The sequence below is a fragment of the Streptosporangium sp. NPDC087985 genome (assembly GCF_044741965.1).
In the GTDB taxonomy this organism is placed as follows: Bacteria; Actinomycetota; Actinomycetes; order Streptosporangiales; family Streptosporangiaceae; genus Streptosporangium.
Map to the genome: position 1 here is coordinate 14,280 of NZ_JBIUTQ010000024.1, position 17,402 is coordinate 31,681.

Here is a 17,402-nt window from a genome sequence, read left to right on the forward strand (position 1 = left end):
GCGAGCCCGCCGTTGGTGTGGATCGGGTTCTTGGTAAATGCTTCAGCGATTTCCCTGGATTTGCGGAAATCAACTGCCCAATACATGACATGTCATGAGATGATGTCAATCATCATGTACAGGTCGTAATATTGTCCGGCGACTGGCCTGTGTGACTCCGTGATATCCCACGTCCGGGCTCCGTTCGGCCGGCGGACGACCGGACACGGTTTCCTCGTGGAGTGAAGGTCTCTCCTGCTGTGGGAGTGAGCGCTGCCGCTGCTGGCCGGTCTTACTCGAAGGCGCGTAGTCGCAGGCTGTTGGTGACCACGAAGACCGAGGAGAACGCCATGGCCGCTCCGGCGATCATCGGGTTGAGCAGGCCGAGCGCCGCCAGCGGCAGAGCGGCCACGTTGTAGGCGAAGGCCCAGAACAGGTTGCCCTTGATCGTGGCCAGGGTACGGCGGGCCAGGCGGATCGCGTCGGCGGCCACCCGCAGGTCGCCGCGGACGAGCGTGAGGTCGGAGGCTTCGATGGCCGCGTCGGTGCCGGTGCCCATGGCCAGGCCCAGGTCGGCCTGGGCGAGGGCCGCGGCGTCGTTGACGCCGTCGCCGACCATGGCCACCGACCGGCCTTCCGCCTGCAGCCGCTTGACCACGTCGACCTTGTCGGCGGGCAGTACCTCGGCGATGACCTCGTCGATGCCCACCTCGGCCGCCACGGACCTGGCCGCGGCCTCGTGGTCGCCGGTGAGCAGCACCGGGGTCAGCCCCAGAGCGCGCAGCCGCCGGATCGCCTCGGCCGAGGTCGGCTTGACGGTGTCGGCCACCACGAGGACCGCGCGGGCGTGGCCGTCCCAGCCGACCGCGACGGCCGTACGGCCGGCCGCCTGCGCCTCGGCCAGCGCCCGCTCCAGGCCGGCGGGCAGGTGCTGCGACCAGCCGGCCAGCAGCCGGGGCCGCCCGACGAGCACGGCGTGCCCGTCGACGACGCCCTGCACGCCGAGGCCTTCGACGTTGGCGAAGTCCTCGGGGGTGGGCAGCTCGCCCACCCGCTCGGTGGCGCCGCGGGCGACGGCCTGGGCGATGGGGTGCTCGGAGGCGTGCTCCAGGGCGCCGGCCAGGCGCAGCACCTCCGTCTCGTCCTGGCCATCGGCGAGGTGCACCTCGGTGAGGGTCATCTTCCCCTCGGTGACCGTGCCGGTCTTGTCGAGCACGACGGTGTCGATCTTTCTGGTGGATTCCAGGACCTCGGGGCCCTTGATCAGGATGCCGAGCTGGGCGCCCCGGCCGGTGCCGACCAGCAGCGCGGTCGGGGTGGCCAGGCCCAGCGCGCAGGGGCAGGCGATGATCAGCACCGCGACCGCCGCGGTGAAGGCCGCCCCCGCGCCCCCGCCGGTGCCGAGCCAGAAGCCGAGAGTCCCGACGGCCAGCGCGATCACGATCGGCACGAAGATCCCGGAGATCCGGTCGGCCAGCCGCTGCACCCGCGCCTTGCCGGTCTGGGCCTCCTCCACCAGCCTGGCCATCTGCGCCAGCTGGGTGTCGGAGCCGACCCTTGTGGCGCGGACGACCAGCCGGCCGCCGGCGTTGACCGTCGCGCCGGTCACCGTGTCGCCGGGCCGTACCTCCACCGGCACCGACTCGCCGGTCAGCATCGAGGCGTCGACCGCCGAGGAGCCCTCCTCGACCACCCCGTCGGTGGCGATCTTCTCTCCCGGCCGCACCACGAACCTGTCCCCGACCGCCAGCCGCTCCAACGGGATACGGACCTCCACCCCATCGCGCAGCACGGCGACGTCCTTGGCGCCAAGATCCAGCAGCGCGCGCAGGGCCGCGCCGGCGCGGCGCTTGGCGCGGGCCTCGAAGTAGCGCCCCGCCAGGATGAACGCGGTCACCCCGGCGGCGGCCTCCAGGTAGATGTTGCCCGAGCCGTCGGTGCGCTCGATGGTGAGGGCGAACGGGTGGGTCATCCCCGGTGTGCCCGCCGTACCGAAGAACAGCGCCCACAGCGACCAGCCGAACGCGGCGAGCGTGCCGAGCGAGACCAGGGTGTCCATCGTGGCCGCGCCGTGGCGCAGGTTGGTCCAGGCGGCCCGGTGGAACGGCCAGCCTCCGTAGACCACGACCGGGGCGGCCAGGGTCAGCGACAGCCACTGCCAGTTGGTGAACTGCAGCGCCGGGATCATCGCCATCGCGATCACCGGTACGGCCAGCGCCACGGCGGTGACCAGCCGCTCCCGCAGCGACCGCAGCTCATCGGACGGCTCCGGCGGCGGAGTGGCGTCGGCCCGGGGCGGGGCGGGTAGTTCGGCGGTGTAGCCGGCCTTCTCCACCTCGGCGATCAACGCCTGGGGGTCGATCCCCGTACCGAAGGTGACCGTGGCCTTCTCGGTGGCGTAGTTCACGGTCGCGGTGACGCCGTCGAGCCTGTTGAGTTTGCGTTCGATCCGGTTGGCGCACGACGCGCAGGTCATGCCGCCGATCGAGAGTTCGACCGCGCCGGTTGGCGACCTGTCCTCGGTGACGGGGGACATCACCTCTCCTTTCTCGCGTCATGCCCGGCGTCAGCGGGAGTGCCCGCCGTGCCAGCCGGATCCGGACCGGACGGGCCTGCCCAGGGCTCGGGTGTCGCGGCCTCACCGGTCCGAAAGGTGATCTCCGGGTCCTGCCGTCGCCCGGTTCTCCGCCGGGGTGCGCGTGCAGGGAGGCCAGGTCTCCGGTGCGCAGCGTGACCGGGTGTCCGTAAGCGCCCAGACAGAGCCGCAGGTCGGCGACCGGGTGGCCGTCCTTGTCCGTCACCCTGAGTGCCAGCTTACCGACGGTGCCGGGGTCGGCGGGGTGGTGCCCGCCGCCCCGCTCATGTCGCGATGACAGCGGCGATCTTGCTGATCGGCTCGGCCAGCGCGTTGATCGCGTCCGACAGCCCCCTCAGCTCGGACTTGGACAGCTCGTTGTGCAGCTTCCAGCCGTCACCCTTACGGTGCGCCTGCAGTGCGGCCTCGGCGGCGGCGAACTTCCCGTCAAGCGCCCTGACCAGGTCGGGCGAGCGCTCCTCCAGCACCGGGCGCAGGGCCTGGACGGCCGCCTTGGCACCATCCAGGTTGGCGTCGAAGTCCCACAGATCGGTGTGCGACCAGATCTCCTCCTCACCGGTGATCTTCCCGGTGGCCACCTCGTCGAGCAGCGCCTTGGCGCCGTTGGCCAGCTGGACGGGGGACAGCTGCGCGGCGTTGGCCTTTTCCACGATGGTGGTGACGTCGGTCATGAGCCTGTCGGCGATCGGACCGTCCTTGGAGACGTCCTTCTTGATCCACAGGTCCTTCTCGATCCGGTGGTAGCCGGTCCACTCCTGGCCGTCCTCAAGGTCGGCCTCGCGGGCGTCGATGGCCGGGTCGAGGTCGCCGAAGATCTCCGCGACAGGCTCGATGCGTTCCCAGTAGGTGCGCGCGACCGGGTAGAGGGCCTTGGCCCTGTCGATGTCACCGGCCTTGACGGCGTCGACGAACTCCTGGGTCTTGACCAGCAGCGTGGCGCCCTGCGACGTGATGTAGCGCTTGTAGCCCGCGACGGCCTCCGACAGCTTGGCGTCGTCGGCCAGCGGCTTGTGGTCACCGCTGACCCGCAGCGGGGTGCGGATGCCGTTGCCGACCATGCCGGGCTTGCACGCGGCCTCGTAGGTGCCGGCCGGAAGCTCGACGATGACCTCACGGGTCAGGCCGGGCACGATGTTCTCCACCTCGCCCATCACCCGGTCGCCCGGCGCGTAGATGTAGAACTCGGTGACCTTGGAACCGGCGTTGGTGATGGTGAAGGTGGAGGTGCCGGCGCTCACCTCGCCGGCCGCGACCTTGCACTCGGTATCGGTCGCGGCAACGGTGATCTTGCCGTCCTGGGCGGGAGAGTAGCTCGCGCTGCCCGACTGGGGCTCGTCCGAGCAGGCGGACAGTGTGGCCAGAGCCAACCCGGCGGCGGCGAGAGCGATGGGCGTGCGCATGGTTCTCCTGTTTCAGACGGGGGTCGTGACGGCGGATGCAGGTCGCTTGGACTGCGGGCGGAGGAAGAAGATCAACGTGGGCGCCGCGTAGAGGACCCAGGCGATGGCGTCCGGCACGGTCGGCTGCGGGGTGATGTTGAACATGCCGGAGATCAGCGCCCCCCACCAGGAGTCGGCCGGAAGGATGCCGCTGATGTCGAACGCCTGGGTGGAAAGGCCCGGCAGGATGTTGGCCTCCTGCAGGTCGTGCACGCCGTACTTGAAGATGCCGGCGGCGACCAGGATCAGCAGCAGCCCCGTCCAGGTGAAGAACGTGGTGAGGTTGATCTTCAATGCGCTCCGGTAGATGCCCGCGCCGATCACGATCGCGGTGAGGATGCCCAGGCTGATGCCGATCAGCGGGGTGGCGTCCGTGGTCGCGCCCTGTACGGAGGCGAAGAACAGCAGCGCGGTCTCCAGGCCCTCACGGGCCACGGCCAGGAACGCCATGACGACCACGGCGACCGCGCCGAGCTGGAGCGCGTCGTTGAGCTTCGTGCGCAGCTCGCCCGAGAGCGAGCGGGCGGCCCGGCGCATCCAGAAGATCATCCAGGTGACGAAGACGGTGGCGAGCAGCGAGGTGACCGCGTCGAACAGCTCCTGCTGCCGGTGCCCGAGGTGGGCCGCGGTGAAGGTGAGCAGCGCGCCGAACCCGATGGAGAGCACCGCCGCGGCGATGACCCCCGCCCACACGAGGGGGAGGCGATCCCTGCGGTCGCTCTTGACCAGGAACGCGACAAGGACGGAGACCACGAGCGTGGCCTCCAGTCCTTCGCGCAGGCCGATGAGATAGCTGGCGAACACCTTCACTCCAGAGGTCATTGGAAAGGCTTGCCTAAGATAGGGCAGGCAAACCTTACTCTATCGACGGCTCCCCGCCTCCTGCGCCCTGGCCAGCTCGGAGTGCCGGTAGGAATATCCGATGTACACGGCCAGTCCGACCAGGAACCACACCACGAAGCGCACCCAGGTCTGCCAGTGCAGGAAGGTGACCAGCCAGAGTGAGAAGAGGCCGCCGATCGCCGGCACCGCCGGCATTCCCGGGCAGCGGAAGCTCCGCGGCAGGTCGGGCTGCCGGTAGCGGAGCACGATCACCGCGGTGCACACGACCGCGAAGGCGAGCAGGATGCCGATGTTGGTCAGCTCCGCAGCCTCCCTGATGGGGAGGAACCCGGCGATGACGGCGGAGGCGATGCCGACGATCCACGTCACGCGCGTCGGTACGTGCCGCGTCGGGTGCGTCTTGGCGAACCACCTGGGCAGGAGTCCGTCGCGGCTCATCGAGAACCAGACGCGGCTCACGCCGAGCATGAAGGTGAACATCACGGTCAGGATGCCGACGATCGCCCCGACCGCGATCACGTCCGCCAGGCGGCTCAGACCCACCGACTGGAACGCCGTGGAGAAGCCGCTCTCCCTGTTGATCTCCCTGTAGTTCTGCATGCCGGTCAACACCAGGCAGGCCAGCACGTAGAGGGCCATCGAGATGGCGAGTGAGTACACGATCGCCTTCGGCATGTGGCGCCGGGACTCCCTGGACTCCTCCGCCGCCGTGCTCATGGCGTCGTAGCCGAAGACGGCGAAGAAGACCGTGGCCGCCCCCGTCATGGCGCCGCCGACCCCGTAGGGGAAGAACGGGGTGTAGTTGGCGGTGTCGACGTGGAGGAAGCCGACGACGATGACCAGCAGCACCACGGCGACCTTCAGCCCGACGACGGCCGTCTCGAACCGGGCCGCGTTTCTCATGCCGAGGTTCAGCAGGTAGGCGATCAGCAGGCACAGGAGGGCGGCGAACAGGTCCACCCGGTGCCCCGCACCCGTCCCGGGCGCCCCCAGCATCCACGCGGGCAACCGCACGCCCAGGTCGCCGAGCAGGAAGGAGAAGTAACCCGAGATGCCGATGGCGACGACCGCGACGATCGCGGTGTACTCCAGCAGCAGGTCCCAGCCGATGAACCAGCCCGGCAGCTCGCCGAGGACCACGTAGCCGTACGTGTACGCCGACCCCGCCTCCGGGATGAGCCCGGCGAACTCCGCGTAGGACAGTGCCGCCGCCGCGCTCGCGATCCCGGCGATCAGGAAGGACACCACGACGGCGGGTCCCGCCGTGCCGTTGGCGACCGTGCCCGCGAGCGTGAAGATGCCCGCGCCGATGATGCCGCCCACCCCGATAGCGGTGAGCTGCCACAGCCCCAGCACGCGGGTGAGCTGCTCGCCCCCGCCGCACTCCGGCCCCTCGACATAGTCGATGGGTTTGCGGCGCAGCACTCCCGATCCCGGCCGGAATATGGCCATGCCGCATCCTCTCCGCGCGCCGGCAGCGGATCGTCCCGCCCCTCTGCCGGATCCGGTGAAGGGTGCCTACCCTGTTTCACCTGCGCCGATGCGGTTACCCGCCGTACAGTCCGGCGGTCCGGGCGATCCCCTCGTCACGGCGCAGGTGTCCGTGCTCGGCCGGCCCGAGGGCGATGAGCCCCCTGGCGACAGCCATCTCGATGACCGCCGGTGAGGGGACCAGGCCGTCGTACGGCAGGCGCCCGTTCCCCCCGGAGCGTGGCGAGGTACCGTCGTCTTAAGGAATCTCAGCCACCGGGGGAACCGCTATGCCAAGCGATCCCGATCACGTGCTCGACGCCATCGACGGAGTCGTCGACGAGTGGCTCGCCATGAGCGAAGACTCCATGCGCTGGGCACCACCAGAAAAAACTCCACCGAAGCGGCGGCTCGCGTTACCGGCGCCGCCCCTGCCGTGGGGCCCCGACGATTTCCTGCACGAGATCGGCTCCCTTCTCGGCACCCGGGCGCATACCGTGGCGGACGTCGTGACCGAGGCGTTCCGCCCGCTGGGAGAGGGGCTGACCGGGGCGTTCACCGCATTCCTTGACAGCCCCGCCGTCCGGCAGCTGATCGACCTGGCCGGTCCGGCCGGGGATCAAGCGTCCCCCGGAACCGCCGAGGAGCGCGCCGAGCGCGGCGATCCCCGGCCCGCGCCGCCGCCCGTGCCGCCATCGGCACCGCCGCCGCAGGAGCATCCATGACGCGGCGGCCCGCGCCCCGTCAGGCGCTCTGCGGCATCTCGTAGGCCTGGGCGATCAGCTCGTAGGAGCGGATCCTGTCCAGAGGACTGTGAACCATCGTGGTGATCATCAGCTCGTCGGCCTCGGTGCGCTTGCGCAGCTCCTCCAGGCCCGCCCGTACCCGCACGGTGTCCCCGTACACGACCTTGGACAGGTAGTCGTCGAGGAAGTCCTGCTCCACCGGGCTGTAGGCGTAGGTCTCGGCCTCCTCGGGCGTGGGGGTGGGCTGCGGGGCCCCACGGCGCAGGCGCAGCATGGACAGCCCGCCCGAACGGGCCAGGCGGAGCGCCTGTTCCGAGGTCTCCGCGGCGACGGCGGAGACGCCGATCATCGCGTACGGCCGGTCGAGCACGGCCGACGGCTGGAAGGACGACCGGTAGAGGTCCAGGGCGGGGACGGTGTTGGCCGCGCTGAAGTGGTGGGCGAACGCGAACGGCAGGCCGAGCAGGCCGGCGAGCTGGGCGCTGAAGCCGCTGGAGCCGAGCAACCAGATCGGCGGCCGGCCCGTCTCGGGGGACCGGGGAATGGCGACGACCTTCTCCAGCGGATGGCCCGCGGGGAAGGCATCGTCCAGGAAGGCGGTCAGCTCGGCGAGCTGCTCGGGGAAGTCGTCGGCGTCCAGGCCGTGGCGGCGTAGCGCGCGGGCTGTGGCGGGGTCGGTGCCCGGTGCCCGGCCGAGCCCGAGATCGATCCGGCCCGGATGCAGCGCGTGCAGGGTGCCGAACTGCTCGGCGACGATCAGCGGAGCGTGGTTGGGCAGCATCACACCGCCGGACCCCAGCCGGATGGTCGTGGTCGCCGCGGCCAGATGCGCGATCAGCACGGCGGGCGAGGAGCTGGCCACGGATGGCATCCCGTGGTGTTCGGCGACCCAGATCCGGTGGTAGCCCAGCCGCTCCGCCCGCCGCGCCAGCTCGGTGCTCGCCCGCAGGGTCTCGGTGACGGTCACGCCCGAACCGACCGTGGCCAGTTCGAGGATCGACAGAGGGACCTCGGAGGCGCCGCGTGCCACACCGCGGATGTTGTCTTCAGCCATGACGGCGGCAACCCCGGCTGAGCGGGGATTATTCCGGCCGGCCGGGGCGCGGGTGAGCCGTGCGGTCCGCTCGGCGAGGGATGCTCGGGCGGGTGAATCGCGCGGTCCGCCCGGCGGGGGATGCCCGGGGCGGGTGAGCCGCGCGGTCCGCTCGGCGGGGGATGCCGGGGGTCAGACCGCGGCCGTCCGCCGGTCGGACGAGACGGTCTTGGCGAGCAGGAAATCCTCCACGACGAGGGTGGCGGCGCCCAGGGCGACCGCGTCGGGCCCGAGACGGCCCAGCACGATGGAGGCCGTCTCGTACGGCTGGGTGAGGGAGTTGTCGGAGGCGGACCTCTTGATCCTCGTCAGGTGGTACTGGCCCAGCAGGAGCCCGGCCCAGCCGCCGATGACGATCCGCTCGGGGTTGAACAGGTTGATCAGGTTGGCCAGGCCCGCCCCGAGGTAGTCGGCCGTCTCCTCGATGACGGGACCTCCGGCCCTGACCAGCTCGGCCAGGGCCGCCTGCTCGTTGGAGATCTCGGTGGACAGCCCGGCACGTTCCAGGATGCTCTCGGCTCCGATGTAGGCCTCCAGGCAGCCGCGGCCGCCACACCGGCAGGCCCGCCCCCCTACCGCGATCTTCGTATGCCCCCACTCGCCGGCGCTGCTGTTGGCGCCGCGGTAGGTGATCCCGTCGGTGATGATGCTGGCCCCGGCCCCCGAACCGATCAGCGCGACGATAGTGTGCCGTGTCCCGCGCCCGGCGCCGAACCACAGCTCGGCCTGCCCCATCGTCTTGGCGCCGTTGTCGACGTACAGCGGGAGTGAGGTACCCGCCCGCAGGAGCGTGCCCAGCGGGACCGCGTCCCAGCCGAAGGTCTGGGCGTGGATGAGCGCCTCCGGCCCGCTTTCGACGATGCCGGGGACGCCGACGCCCACGCCGAGCACCTGGGCGGGGTCGACCCCGCTTGCGGCCAGCACGGCTTCGATGCCGGAAAGGATGTGCCGCACGACCAGGTCGACGTCGTGCCGGTCCGGGCGGAGGGGATACTCGGCCTTGGCCCGCTCGTTCATGTCCAGGTCGAACAGCTCGACGCGCACGTGAGTCTCGCCGACATCCACCCCGATCGCGTAGCCGAACTCCGGGTTCACCCGCAGTAGCACCCGGGGGCGACCGCCGTCGGACTCCACCAGACCCGCCTCGACAATGATGTCGTCGGCGATGAGGTCGCCGGTCACGTTGCTGACCGAGGCGGCGCTCAGGCCGGTCAGCCCGCTGAGTTCGTGGCGGCTGGTCGGGCCCTCGAAGTAAAGCGTCCGCAACAGCACCGCCCGGTTCTCACGTCGGAGATCGCGCACTGTCCTGCGTTCGGGCCTGACCATGTTCTTCCTTCCCCCGCGTCTCGGGCCATGTTAGATCAGGTCGTGAAGTAAGTCATCCGGAGGGGTCGCGGACCGATATTTTGCCCTGGACAAGGAGGTAGCCGGGGCAGATGGCGGGCAGGACACCCACCATGGCACTCGGGGGATGGATCTCCCGCTGGCCGGTGATCCGGCAGCTCGGGGGAGAGGACGGCCGGAGCGACGCCGCGCGGTCGGCACGGACCGACGCGCTGCGGCCCCGCACCGAGGAGGCGGACACGGTCGCCAAATCGATCTGCCCCTACTGCGCGGTCGGGTGCGGCCAGCTCGTCTACGTCAAGGACGGCCGCGTCACCCAGATCGAAGGTGACCCCGACTCGCCGATCTCACGCGGACGGCTCTGTCCCAAGGGATCGGCGAGCAAGCAGCTCGTCACCCATCCCGGCCGGCAGACACGGGTGCTCTACCGGCGCCCCCACGGCACCGAGTGGGAGCCGCTGGACCTCGAGACCGCGATGGACATGATCGCCGACCGGGTCGTGCGCACCCGGCGGGAGACCTGGCAGCAGGAGGACGACGGCAAGATCGTACGGCGCACCATGGGCATCGCCGGCCTGGGCGGGGCGACGCTCGACAACGAAGAGAACTACCTGATGAAGAAGCTGTACACCGCCCTCGGCGCGGTACAGGTGGAGAACCAGGCCCGTATTTGACACTCCTCCACCGTCCCCGGTCTGGGGACCAGCTTCGGGCGCGGCGGCGCCACGGACTTCCAGCAGGACCTGGCCGAGTCCGACTGCATCGTCATCCAGGGCTCCAACATGGCCGAGTGCCATCCGGTGGGGTTCCAGTGGGTGGCGGAGGCGAAGGCGCGGGGGGCGAAGATCTTCCACGTCGACCCGCGCTACACCCGGACCAGCGCGTTCGCCGACAAGCACATCCCGATCCGCGCCGGGAGTGACATCGTCCTGCTCGGCGCGCTGATCAACCACGTCCTCACCCACGGGCTGGACTTCCGTGAGTACGTGCTCGCCTACACCAACGCCTCGACGATCGTCTCCGCGCGCTTCCAGGACACCGAGGACCTGGACGGGCTGTTCTCCGGTTTCGACCCGGAGACACGCACGTACGACCCGTCCAGCTGGGCCTACGAGGGCGCGCCCGAGGAGGCCGCCGCCGGGCTCCGCGGCGAGCAGCTGGAAGGCGGCGAGCACCACGCCGAAGCCGCGGGTTCCGACCAGTACGGCGCGGGCGGCGCCGCGACGCACCCCAGACCGCCCACCGACCCGACACTGACCCACCCGCGCTGCGTCTACCAGATCCTCAGGCGGCACTTCGCCCGCTACACCCCGGACACGGTGGCCGAGCTGTGCGGGATCTCCCGGGAGGACTTCGCTGAGCTCGCCGACGCGATCACCGCCAACTCCGGCAGGGAGCGCACCACCGCCTGGGCGTACGCGGTCGGCTGGACCCAGCACTCCGTGGGCGTGCAGTACATCCGCACGGCCGCGATCCTGCAGCTGCTGCTCGGCAACGTGGGCCGCCCCGGCGGCGGCATCCTGGCGCTGCGCGGCCACGCCAGCATCCAGGGCTCCACCGACATCCCGACCCTGTTCAACACCCTGCCGGGATACCTGCCGATGCCGCACGCCCACCGGCACGAGGGGCTGGAGGACTACCTGGCCAAGGCGGGAGCCGACACCGGCTTCTGGGGCCGCAAGCGCTCCTACATGGTGAGCCTGCTCAAGACGTGGTGGGGGGAGGCGGCCACCGAGGAGAACGACTTCTGCTTCGACTACCTGCCGCGCATCACCGGCGACCACGGGCACTACACGACCGTGATGGGACAGATCGACGGCACCGTGAAGGGCTACTTCGTGGTGGGGGAGAACCCGGCGGTCGGCTCCTCCGGCGGCAAGGCTCAGCGCCTCGGGCTGGCCAACCTCGACTGGCTGGTGGTGCGCGACCTGACCCTGGTGGAGACCGCCACGTTCTGGAAGGACGGCCCCGAACTGGAGACCGGGGAGATGCGCACCGAGGAGATCGCCACCGAGGTGTTCTTCCTGCCCGCCGCCAGCCACGTGGAGAAGGAGGGCACCTTCACCAACACCCAGCGGCTGCTGCAGTGGCGCCAGAAGGCACTCGACCCGCCGGGCGACTGCCGCAGCGACCTGTCGTTCTACTACCACCTCGGCAAGCGGATCAGGCAGCGGATGTCCGGCGACGAGATCGACCGGCCGGTGCGCGAGCTGACCTGGGACTACCGCGAGGAGGGCGAGCACGCCGAGCCCTCGGCGGAGGCCGTGCTGCGCGAGATCAACGGCACCGGCCCCGACGGGCGGGCGCTGTCGGCCTACACCGAGCTCAAGCCCGACGGCTCCACCCGGTGCGGCTGCTGGATCTACTGCGGCGTCTACGCCGACGAGGTCAACCAGGCCGCCCGGCGCAGGCCGGGACGCGAGCAGAACCGGGTCGCGCTCGAATGGGGCTGGGCGTGGCCGGCCAACCGGCGCCTCCTCTACAACCGCGCCTCCGCCGACCCCGAGGGCCGCCCGTGGAGCGAACGCAAGGCCTACATCTGGTGGGACGCGGGGAAGGGCGAGTGGACCGGGGACGACGTACCGGACTTCGAGAGGGACAAGCCACCGGACTACGTGCCGCCCGAGGGCGCCCTGGCCGAGGACGCGCTGGCCGGGACCGACCCGTTCATCATGCAGGCCGACGGCAAGGGCTGGCTGTACGCCCCGGCGGGCCTGGCCGATGGGCCGTTGCCGACGCACTACGAGCCGCACGAGTCGCCGGTGCGCAACACGCTGTACGGCCAGCAGGCCAACCCCGCACGCAAGATCTACCGGAGCCCCGAGACCCCCTACAACCCGCCGGAGTCGCCACGCTTCCCCTACGTGCTCACCACCTACCGCCTCACCGAGCACCACACCGCGGGTGCCATGAGCCGCCCGCTGGCCTACCTCGCCGAACTGCAGCCCGAACTGTTCTGCGAGGTCTCCCCGGAACTCGCCGCCGAGGCCGGGCTGGTCAACGGGGACTGGGCGACGATCGTGACGAGCCGCACCGCGATCGAGGCCCGCGTCCTGGTGACCGCACGCGTCCGCCCGCTGCGCATCGAGGGCAGGCCGATCCACCAGGTCGGCCTGCCGTACCACTGGGGCTGGGGCAGCGGCGGCCTCGTCACCGGCGACGTCACCAACGACCTGCTCCCCATCGTGCTCGACCCGAACGTCTACATCCAGGAGAGCAAGGCCATGACCTGCGACGTGCGGCCCGGCAGGCGTCCCAGGGGGAAGGCCCTGCTCGACCTGGTGGAGGAGTACCGCCGTGGCTGAACGGATGGGGTTCTTCACCGACACCAGCGTCTGCATCGGGTGCAAGGCGTGCGAGGTCGCCTGCAAGGAGTGGAACGACATCCCCGACGACGGCTTCGTCTTCCGGGCCACCTCCTACGACAACACCGGGAGCCTGGGGGCGAGCACCTGGCGCCACGTCGCCTTCATCGAACAGCCGGGCCGGCCGGACGCCGACGGAGAATCCGGGGGCATCGACGGCTGGCTGATGTCGTCGGACGTGTGCAAGCACTGCACGCACGCTGCGTGCCTGGACGTCTGCCCGACCGGGGCGCTGTTCCGCACCGAGTTCGACACCGTGGTGGTCCAGGCCGACGTCTGCAACGGCTGCGGCTACTGCGTGCCCGCCTGCCCCTACGGGGTGATCGACCGCAGGGAGCGCGACGGCCGGGCGTTCAAGTGCACCATGTGCTACGACCGGCAGCTCGGCGGCCTGGAACCGGCCTGCGCCAAGGCCTGCCCGACCGACTCCATCCAGTTCGGCCCCCTGGACGAGCTCCGCGCCCGCGCCGGGGAACGGGTGGAACGGCTGCGCGCCGAGGGCAGGCCGGAGGCCCGGCTGTACGGCGCGAGCCCCGACGACGGCGTGGGCGGCAACGGGGCGTTCTTCCTGCTGCTGGCCGACCCCGAGGTGTACGGCCTGCCCCCCGACCCGGTGGTCACCACCCGCGACCTGCCCGCCATGTGGCGCTGGGCCGGCGGGGCGGCGCTCTCCCTCGTCGGCGCCGTCGCCGTGTCCTTCCTGAGGAGAGGTTGATGAGGCGGGAACAGCCGATGGTGCCGGAGGCCGAGTTCCGGTCCTACTACGGGCAGCCGGTGATCAAGGCTCCGGTCTGGCACGAGCCCCACATGCCGGTCTACCTCTACCTGGGCGGCCTGTCCGGAGCGGCGTCGGTGATGGGCGCCATGGCCGGGCTCTCCGGACACGATCGGCTCGCGCTCACCGCGAGGGTCACCGCGGCCCTCGGAGCCACCGCCGGAGCGGCCTTCCTGGTCGCCGAACTCGGCCGGCCGGAGCGGTTCCTCAACATGCTGCGCGTGTTCAAACCCACCTCGCCGATGAGCATGGGCTCCTGGACCCTGGCCGCCCACAGCACACTGGCCGCGGCAGCCGCCGCCTCCGCGCTCCTCGCCCCCCGGCCAGCCCTGCCCCCCGCGGCCGCCGCCGCCCTGCGCCGCGCGGGTGACACGGCGATCCTGGCCGCCGGTCTGACCACCGGCCCGCTGATGGCGACCTACACCGCGGTCCTCCTCGCCGACACCGCCGTACCCGCCTGGCATGACGCCTACCGGGAGCTGCCGTTCATGTTCGCCGGAAGCGCGCTGGCCAGCGCGGGCGCGGCAGGCATGCTGGCCACGCCCCGCGCGCAGGCAGGCCCGGCCCGCGCCGTCGCCGCGCTGGGAGCCGCCGTGGAGACGGCCGCCGGCATCGTGCTGGAACGCCGCCTCGGCCTGGTCGGCGAGCCGTACCACCGGGGCAGGGCGGGCCGCCTGATGCGCACGGCCCGGATCCTGACCGCGGGCGGCGGCCTGCTCGCCGCAGTCGCCGGGCGCAGCCGCGCCCTCACCGCGCTGTCCGGCCTCGCCCTCACCGCGGGCTCGCTCTGTCTCCGTTTCGGGGCACTGGAGGCGGGCAGGGCCTCGGCGGCCGACCCGAAGTACACCGTGGCCCCCCAGCGCCGGCGCCTCGAAGCAGAGGGACCCACCTCGGTCCCGGCACCACCCTGACCAGAGCCAAGCCATCTCGACGGTCAGGATGAGCCGCCTTCTTACGACCTTCTGCGCGACCCGCATAGCAAGTTAACCAACAGAGTCCTCGCCGGGGCCCTGGGTTCAGCTTCGGCATCAAAATAGACTCTTGCGCGCTTAACGGAAAAATTATCGATAAATGCACTGAGAATTAGGAACAGCAAAGCCAATATCAAAGGCATCCTGCATCCCGGAGCCTGCGCTACAGCGCCGATAGGCTACTGAGGGAGATCAAGTGGTCGGCTTTTCCGGGATCCATGAAAGCTTTCAGGAATTGACGTCTTATACTCTATGCTCCGCTCGCCATGAATCAGCCGTTCATCTTCCTGTTGACATTCTGGTCGACTGCGGCTACCAGCTCGAAAAACAAATCCTTACCAATTCTCATGTAGCCGTCGAGTCCGGCGCCCTTTCGCAAGATGACATCAACCACGTAACGTCCGTAGCGCGCCCTGAATCCCCACTGAGCGCAGTCATTTACATTACTATTTGAAATTTCAAATCCCACGCAGAAGACATTTGCCGAGTCCGCCTTCAACCCGAGCTCTCGGATGTCCATGGAGATCGAATGCAGGCCGTCCACAATATGAAAATTTCTGCCGTTCGGCATTCTTTGATAATCGGCCTCCGCCTGGGCAGGACTCGAGAAACTTAGCACGATCTGAGCGATCGGTCGCGTGCCGTCACCATCTAGCCAGGATCGGAGGCGATATTCCTCGGCATCCATTGAGCTCAGGGTTTCAATATCGGTGGTATCTGGATTTTGAGCCCCAAGTGAGAGCTTTTCCACCAGCGATCGAGGAAGGATTTCGCTCGCCACAAGAAGTGCGTCAATTGGGACATCTTTGCCCAAAGTTGAGTGTTCGGCTACTGAGACGATTTTCTCGCCGGAGCCCGGTGCGCAACCCGAGATCGCAAGCATTGCTGAAAGCGCGACACCAAAGCCTTGAGCCAAGACTTTCATTGACATGCTTTCTCACATCCTGAACTGAGGGTCTGTGTAAAACACGAAGCTGTCGAACAGGTAATTAATGTTAATCCACAGATCGTATGGGCGTATTTCCTTACTGCTTTCCAAGGGAAGTGTGCCTTTAGAAGGTTTCGGATCGCGCTTAGCCGATGTGCGGTCGGTCCTGGTCGCATCAGTCGAGACCAGAGATGGCAAGCCGACGGTTGAGCCAGCCAGTTGCTTTGGTGAGTCAGGGGCGCCTTGGACTAGAGTGACCGCTCGTACTGAAGCAGTGACCGGAATCGCCTGGAACAACAACATGCCCGGCGTCAGCGCCGTAGTCAATGCCACTGTCATCCAGGTCTTCCGATGTGCGGAACGGGCCCACGGCAAACTGCGGCGCATACGCCGTCACCCTCCGAGCCAGTCAGTGCGACGGCAAACGCCTTCGCGTTCCCCGCCCCGCATGAGTCCCCAGAAGAACCGGATTCTGCGGTTCAGAGCACGTCATTCAACAAACGATCAGAAATTACACATCAACCATCATGGATCACAAGATCCGTATAAGTAACAAATAAAATAAACCTAACCCTGGGGTGATAAAAGTCACTCGCCGTATACTTGCGCTTATTGGTGGGTTGTGAGTCCAGCGGCCGGTGGTATCCGTAAGGCTCGGGTCTGTCCATTGGAACGGTGACTTCGGTCGTGCAGAGGCACATCGTGTCCCGGGAGCGGGCGTGGGCTCTCTTTGCTGACCACGTCAACCGACCCGTAATGGTGAACGTCAAACGAGTTGACGCGTAGCCGTGGGTAGAGCGCTCAATGAGAGGTGTTTGGGCTGGTTGTTTCCCTCAATGACCGTCCCACCTGGCCTCCTGGAGGGGATGCCGGGGCTTTGCCCGGGTACTGGTAGGTTCTCGCGCGGAGGCGTGTGGGCGCCTGGTGGCCCCCGCGGTCTTCAAAACCGACGAGGCCGAGGTTCTCGGCCTGGCGGGTTCGATTCCCGTCCGCCTCCGCCACCAGGTTGACCAGGGAAAACATCGAGAGTCGGCCTCAATGAGCACCATCAAGGCCGCTCTGATGGGAACAGAAGGGGAGACACCCCGCCCCGCTGCCCGCCGACCTCGCCCGCGATTCCACGATTCGCACCACTGCCAGGCCAGACGTGCGCTTATGCTGAACGGCGTGCCGTACCTCGAAGAGCGCATCGACACCGTCGAAACCGACATCACTGAGATCAAAGACCGCCTCGGTCTCCTCGAACGCTCCGTCGGCAACATCGAGAAGAACACCGCGGTCATGCGCGACGACATCGCCGGCCTGAAGGCCGGGCAGATCGAGATCCGCGGCCTACTTGCCCGCGTCGTCGGCCGCCTCGAAGGCGTCGACGCCTAAGCAGCCGCCTCCCGGGTCCTCGGTCACTAGGTCATGGATGAGCGCTTCGGTGAAACCGGTCAGGGCGTCGTCGACCTGGTCGGCGTCCGCGCCGCGTAGGACCCGCCCGAGCATGGTGCCGGCCGGCAGATGTTCCCAGTCCCCGCCGGGGACACCCAGGGCGGCCAGGATCGGCTGCTCCTGGGCGCGGGCCCATCGCATGATGCCGCGCGGTGACCGGGTTCCGCACAACACCGCGAACAGCGAGATCGCCGGCATCACCGCCAGCGAGTGCCGGATGCCGCGCGGATCGCGATGGTCGTCGACTGGGGCCAGGCAGTCCAGCAGTGTCGGGAACGCCGGCAGTAGTTCCCCAGGTTCGATCTCGTCCGGCAGCCTGGCATCGGCGCACTGGCGGGCGAGGTCATCGATCAGGAGAGACGGCATCCGGGCACGGCTCCAGGCGATCACACGGCATTGACAACCACGTGATCATC

Annotated in this window: 14 protein-coding genes and 1 tRNA gene; 6 read left to right on the forward strand and 9 right to left on the reverse strand. The window is 69.0% G+C overall.

Annotated features, from left to right (window positions below):
* Positions 1-271 precede the first annotated feature (271 nt).
* From ACIN94_RS29080 to ACIN94_RS29095, 4 genes are all read right to left on the reverse strand, one after another.
* Positions 272-2,515: a heavy metal translocating P-type ATPase gene (locus ACIN94_RS29080; RefSeq protein ID WP_400712792.1), complete on the reverse strand. Its 2,244-nt coding sequence runs from the start codon at positions 2,513-2,515 to the stop codon at positions 272-274.
* Between the two features lie 323 nt (positions 2,516-2,838).
* The gene (efeO, locus tag ACIN94_RS29085) at positions 2,839-3,975 is read right to left on the reverse strand and encodes an iron uptake system protein EfeO (protein ID WP_400712795.1); all 1,137 of its coding nucleotides are present in this window, start codon (positions 3,973-3,975) and stop codon (positions 2,839-2,841) included.
* A gap of 12 nt (positions 3,976-3,987) precedes the next feature.
* Complete coding sequence (gene efeU / locus ACIN94_RS29090) at positions 3,988-4,836, reverse strand: iron uptake transporter permease EfeU (protein ID WP_400712798.1); 849 nt, start codon at positions 4,834-4,836, stop codon at positions 3,988-3,990.
* Positions 4,837-4,875: 39 nt separating this feature from the next.
* The gene (locus ACIN94_RS29095; RefSeq protein WP_400712801.1) at positions 4,876-6,309 is read right to left on the reverse strand and encodes an amino acid permease; all 1,434 of its coding nucleotides are present in this window, start codon (positions 6,307-6,309) and stop codon (positions 4,876-4,878) included.
* Positions 6,310-6,617: 308 nt separating this feature from the next.
* Here ACIN94_RS29095 and ACIN94_RS29100 point away from each other — a divergent pair, with 308 nt between their 5' ends.
* The gene (locus ACIN94_RS29100; RefSeq protein ID WP_400712804.1) at positions 6,618-7,052 is read left to right on the forward strand and encodes a hypothetical protein; all 435 of its coding nucleotides are present in this window, start codon (positions 6,618-6,620) and stop codon (positions 7,050-7,052) included.
* A gap of 19 nt (positions 7,053-7,071) precedes the next feature.
* Here the strand turns inward: ACIN94_RS29100 and ACIN94_RS29105 are convergent, their stop codons facing one another.
* On the reverse strand, positions 7,072-8,127 hold the full coding sequence (locus ACIN94_RS29105; protein WP_400712807.1) for an LLM class flavin-dependent oxidoreductase: 1,056 nt from the start codon (positions 8,125-8,127) through the stop codon (positions 7,072-7,074).
* Between the two features lie 171 nt (positions 8,128-8,298).
* Positions 8,299-9,492 carry an ROK family protein gene (locus ACIN94_RS29110; RefSeq protein WP_400712810.1) on the reverse strand — a complete coding sequence of 398 codons (1,194 nt, stop codon included), beginning with the start codon at positions 9,490-9,492 and terminating at the stop codon, positions 8,299-8,301.
* A gap of 131 nt (positions 9,493-9,623) precedes the next feature.
* On the opposite strand from ACIN94_RS29110, the gene fdh reads away from it, so the two are divergent.
* Genes fdh through nrfD form a run of 3 tightly spaced genes read left to right on the forward strand, consistent with a single transcriptional unit; the run spans position 9,624 to position 14,561 of the window.
* The gene (fdh, locus tag ACIN94_RS29115; RefSeq protein ID WP_400712951.1) at positions 9,624-12,815 is read left to right on the forward strand and encodes a formate dehydrogenase; all 3,192 of its coding nucleotides are present in this window, start codon (positions 9,624-9,626) and stop codon (positions 12,813-12,815) included.
* A 4-nt stretch (positions 12,816-12,819) separates the two neighbouring features.
* Positions 12,820-13,590, forward strand: a complete 771-nt coding sequence (locus ACIN94_RS29120; RefSeq protein ID WP_400712954.1) for a 4Fe-4S dicluster domain-containing protein — start codon at positions 12,820-12,822, stop codon at positions 13,588-13,590.
* The gene (nrfD, locus tag ACIN94_RS29125; RefSeq protein ID WP_400712813.1) at positions 13,590-14,561 is read left to right on the forward strand and encodes an NrfD/PsrC family molybdoenzyme membrane anchor subunit; all 972 of its coding nucleotides are present in this window, start codon (positions 13,590-13,592) and stop codon (positions 14,559-14,561) included. The genes ACIN94_RS29120 and nrfD overlap by 1 nt, the downstream gene beginning before the upstream one ends.
* Before the next feature lie 331 nt (positions 14,562-14,892).
* Here the strand turns inward: nrfD and ACIN94_RS29130 are convergent, their stop codons facing one another.
* Both ACIN94_RS29130 and ACIN94_RS29135 read right to left on the reverse strand, forming a co-directional pair.
* Positions 14,893-15,552, reverse strand: coding sequence for a hypothetical protein (locus tag ACIN94_RS29130; RefSeq protein ID WP_400712816.1), 660 nt, complete (start codon positions 15,550-15,552; stop codon positions 14,893-14,895).
* Positions 15,553-15,558: 6 nt separating this feature from the next.
* Positions 15,559-15,888 (reverse strand): hypothetical protein, encoded by a 330-nt coding sequence (locus tag ACIN94_RS29135; protein WP_400712819.1) that lies wholly within the window; start codon positions 15,886-15,888, stop codon positions 15,559-15,561.
* 566 nt (positions 15,889-16,454) lie between these two features.
* Here ACIN94_RS29135 and ACIN94_RS29140 point away from each other — a divergent pair.
* Both ACIN94_RS29140 and ACIN94_RS29145 read left to right on the forward strand, forming a co-directional pair.
* A tRNA-Sec gene (locus ACIN94_RS29140) sits at positions 16,455-16,550 on the forward strand.
* Positions 16,551-16,587: 37 nt separating this feature from the next.
* On the forward strand, positions 16,588-16,926 hold the full coding sequence (locus ACIN94_RS29145) for a hypothetical protein (protein ID WP_400712822.1): 339 nt from the start codon (positions 16,588-16,590) through the stop codon (positions 16,924-16,926).
* Here the strand turns inward: ACIN94_RS29145 and ACIN94_RS29150 are convergent.
* Positions 16,882-17,352, reverse strand: coding sequence for a transposase family protein (locus ACIN94_RS29150; RefSeq protein ID WP_400712825.1), 471 nt, complete (start codon positions 17,350-17,352; stop codon positions 16,882-16,884). The two genes, ACIN94_RS29145 and ACIN94_RS29150, sit on opposite strands and share 45 nt — an antisense overlap.
* Between the last annotated feature and the right edge of the window lie 50 nt (positions 17,353-17,402).

Bases quoted from the DNA above. Each gene is read 5' to 3' on its own strand.
- efeU (WP_400712798.1), bottom strand. From the start codon at position 4,836: ATGACCTCTGGAGTGAAGGTGTTCGCCAGCTATCTCATCGGCCTGCGC.
- ACIN94_RS29080 (WP_400712792.1), bottom strand. From the start codon at position 2,515: ATGTCCCCCGTCACCGAGGACAGGTCGCCAACCGGCGCGGTCGAACTC.
- ACIN94_RS29095 (WP_400712801.1), bottom strand. From the start codon at position 6,309: ATGGCCATATTCCGGCCGGGATCGGGAGTGCTGCGCCGCAAACCCATC.
- ACIN94_RS29120 (WP_400712954.1), top strand. From the start codon at position 12,820: ATGGGGTTCTTCACCGACACCAGCGTCTGCATCGGGTGCAAGGCGTGC.
- ACIN94_RS29130 (WP_400712816.1), bottom strand. From the start codon at position 15,552: ATGTCAATGAAAGTCTTGGCTCAAGGCTTTGGTGTCGCGCTTTCAGCA.
- ACIN94_RS29145 (WP_400712822.1), top strand. From the start codon at position 16,588: ATGAGCACCATCAAGGCCGCTCTGATGGGAACAGAAGGGGAGACACCC.
- ACIN94_RS29135 (WP_400712819.1), bottom strand. From the start codon at position 15,888: ATGACAGTGGCATTGACTACGGCGCTGACGCCGGGCATGTTGTTGTTC.
- nrfD (WP_400712813.1), top strand. From the start codon at position 13,590: ATGAGGCGGGAACAGCCGATGGTGCCGGAGGCCGAGTTCCGGTCCTAC.
- ACIN94_RS29110 (WP_400712810.1), bottom strand. From the start codon at position 9,492: ATGGTCAGGCCCGAACGCAGGACAGTGCGCGATCTCCGACGTGAGAAC.
- ACIN94_RS29105 (WP_400712807.1), bottom strand. From the start codon at position 8,127: ATGGCTGAAGACAACATCCGCGGTGTGGCACGCGGCGCCTCCGAGGTC.
- ACIN94_RS29150 (WP_400712825.1), bottom strand. From the start codon at position 17,352: ATGCCGTCTCTCCTGATCGATGACCTCGCCCGCCAGTGCGCCGATGCC.
- ACIN94_RS29100 (WP_400712804.1), top strand. From the start codon at position 6,618: ATGCCAAGCGATCCCGATCACGTGCTCGACGCCATCGACGGAGTCGTC.
- efeO (WP_400712795.1), bottom strand. From the start codon at position 3,975: ATGCGCACGCCCATCGCTCTCGCCGCCGCCGGGTTGGCTCTGGCCACA.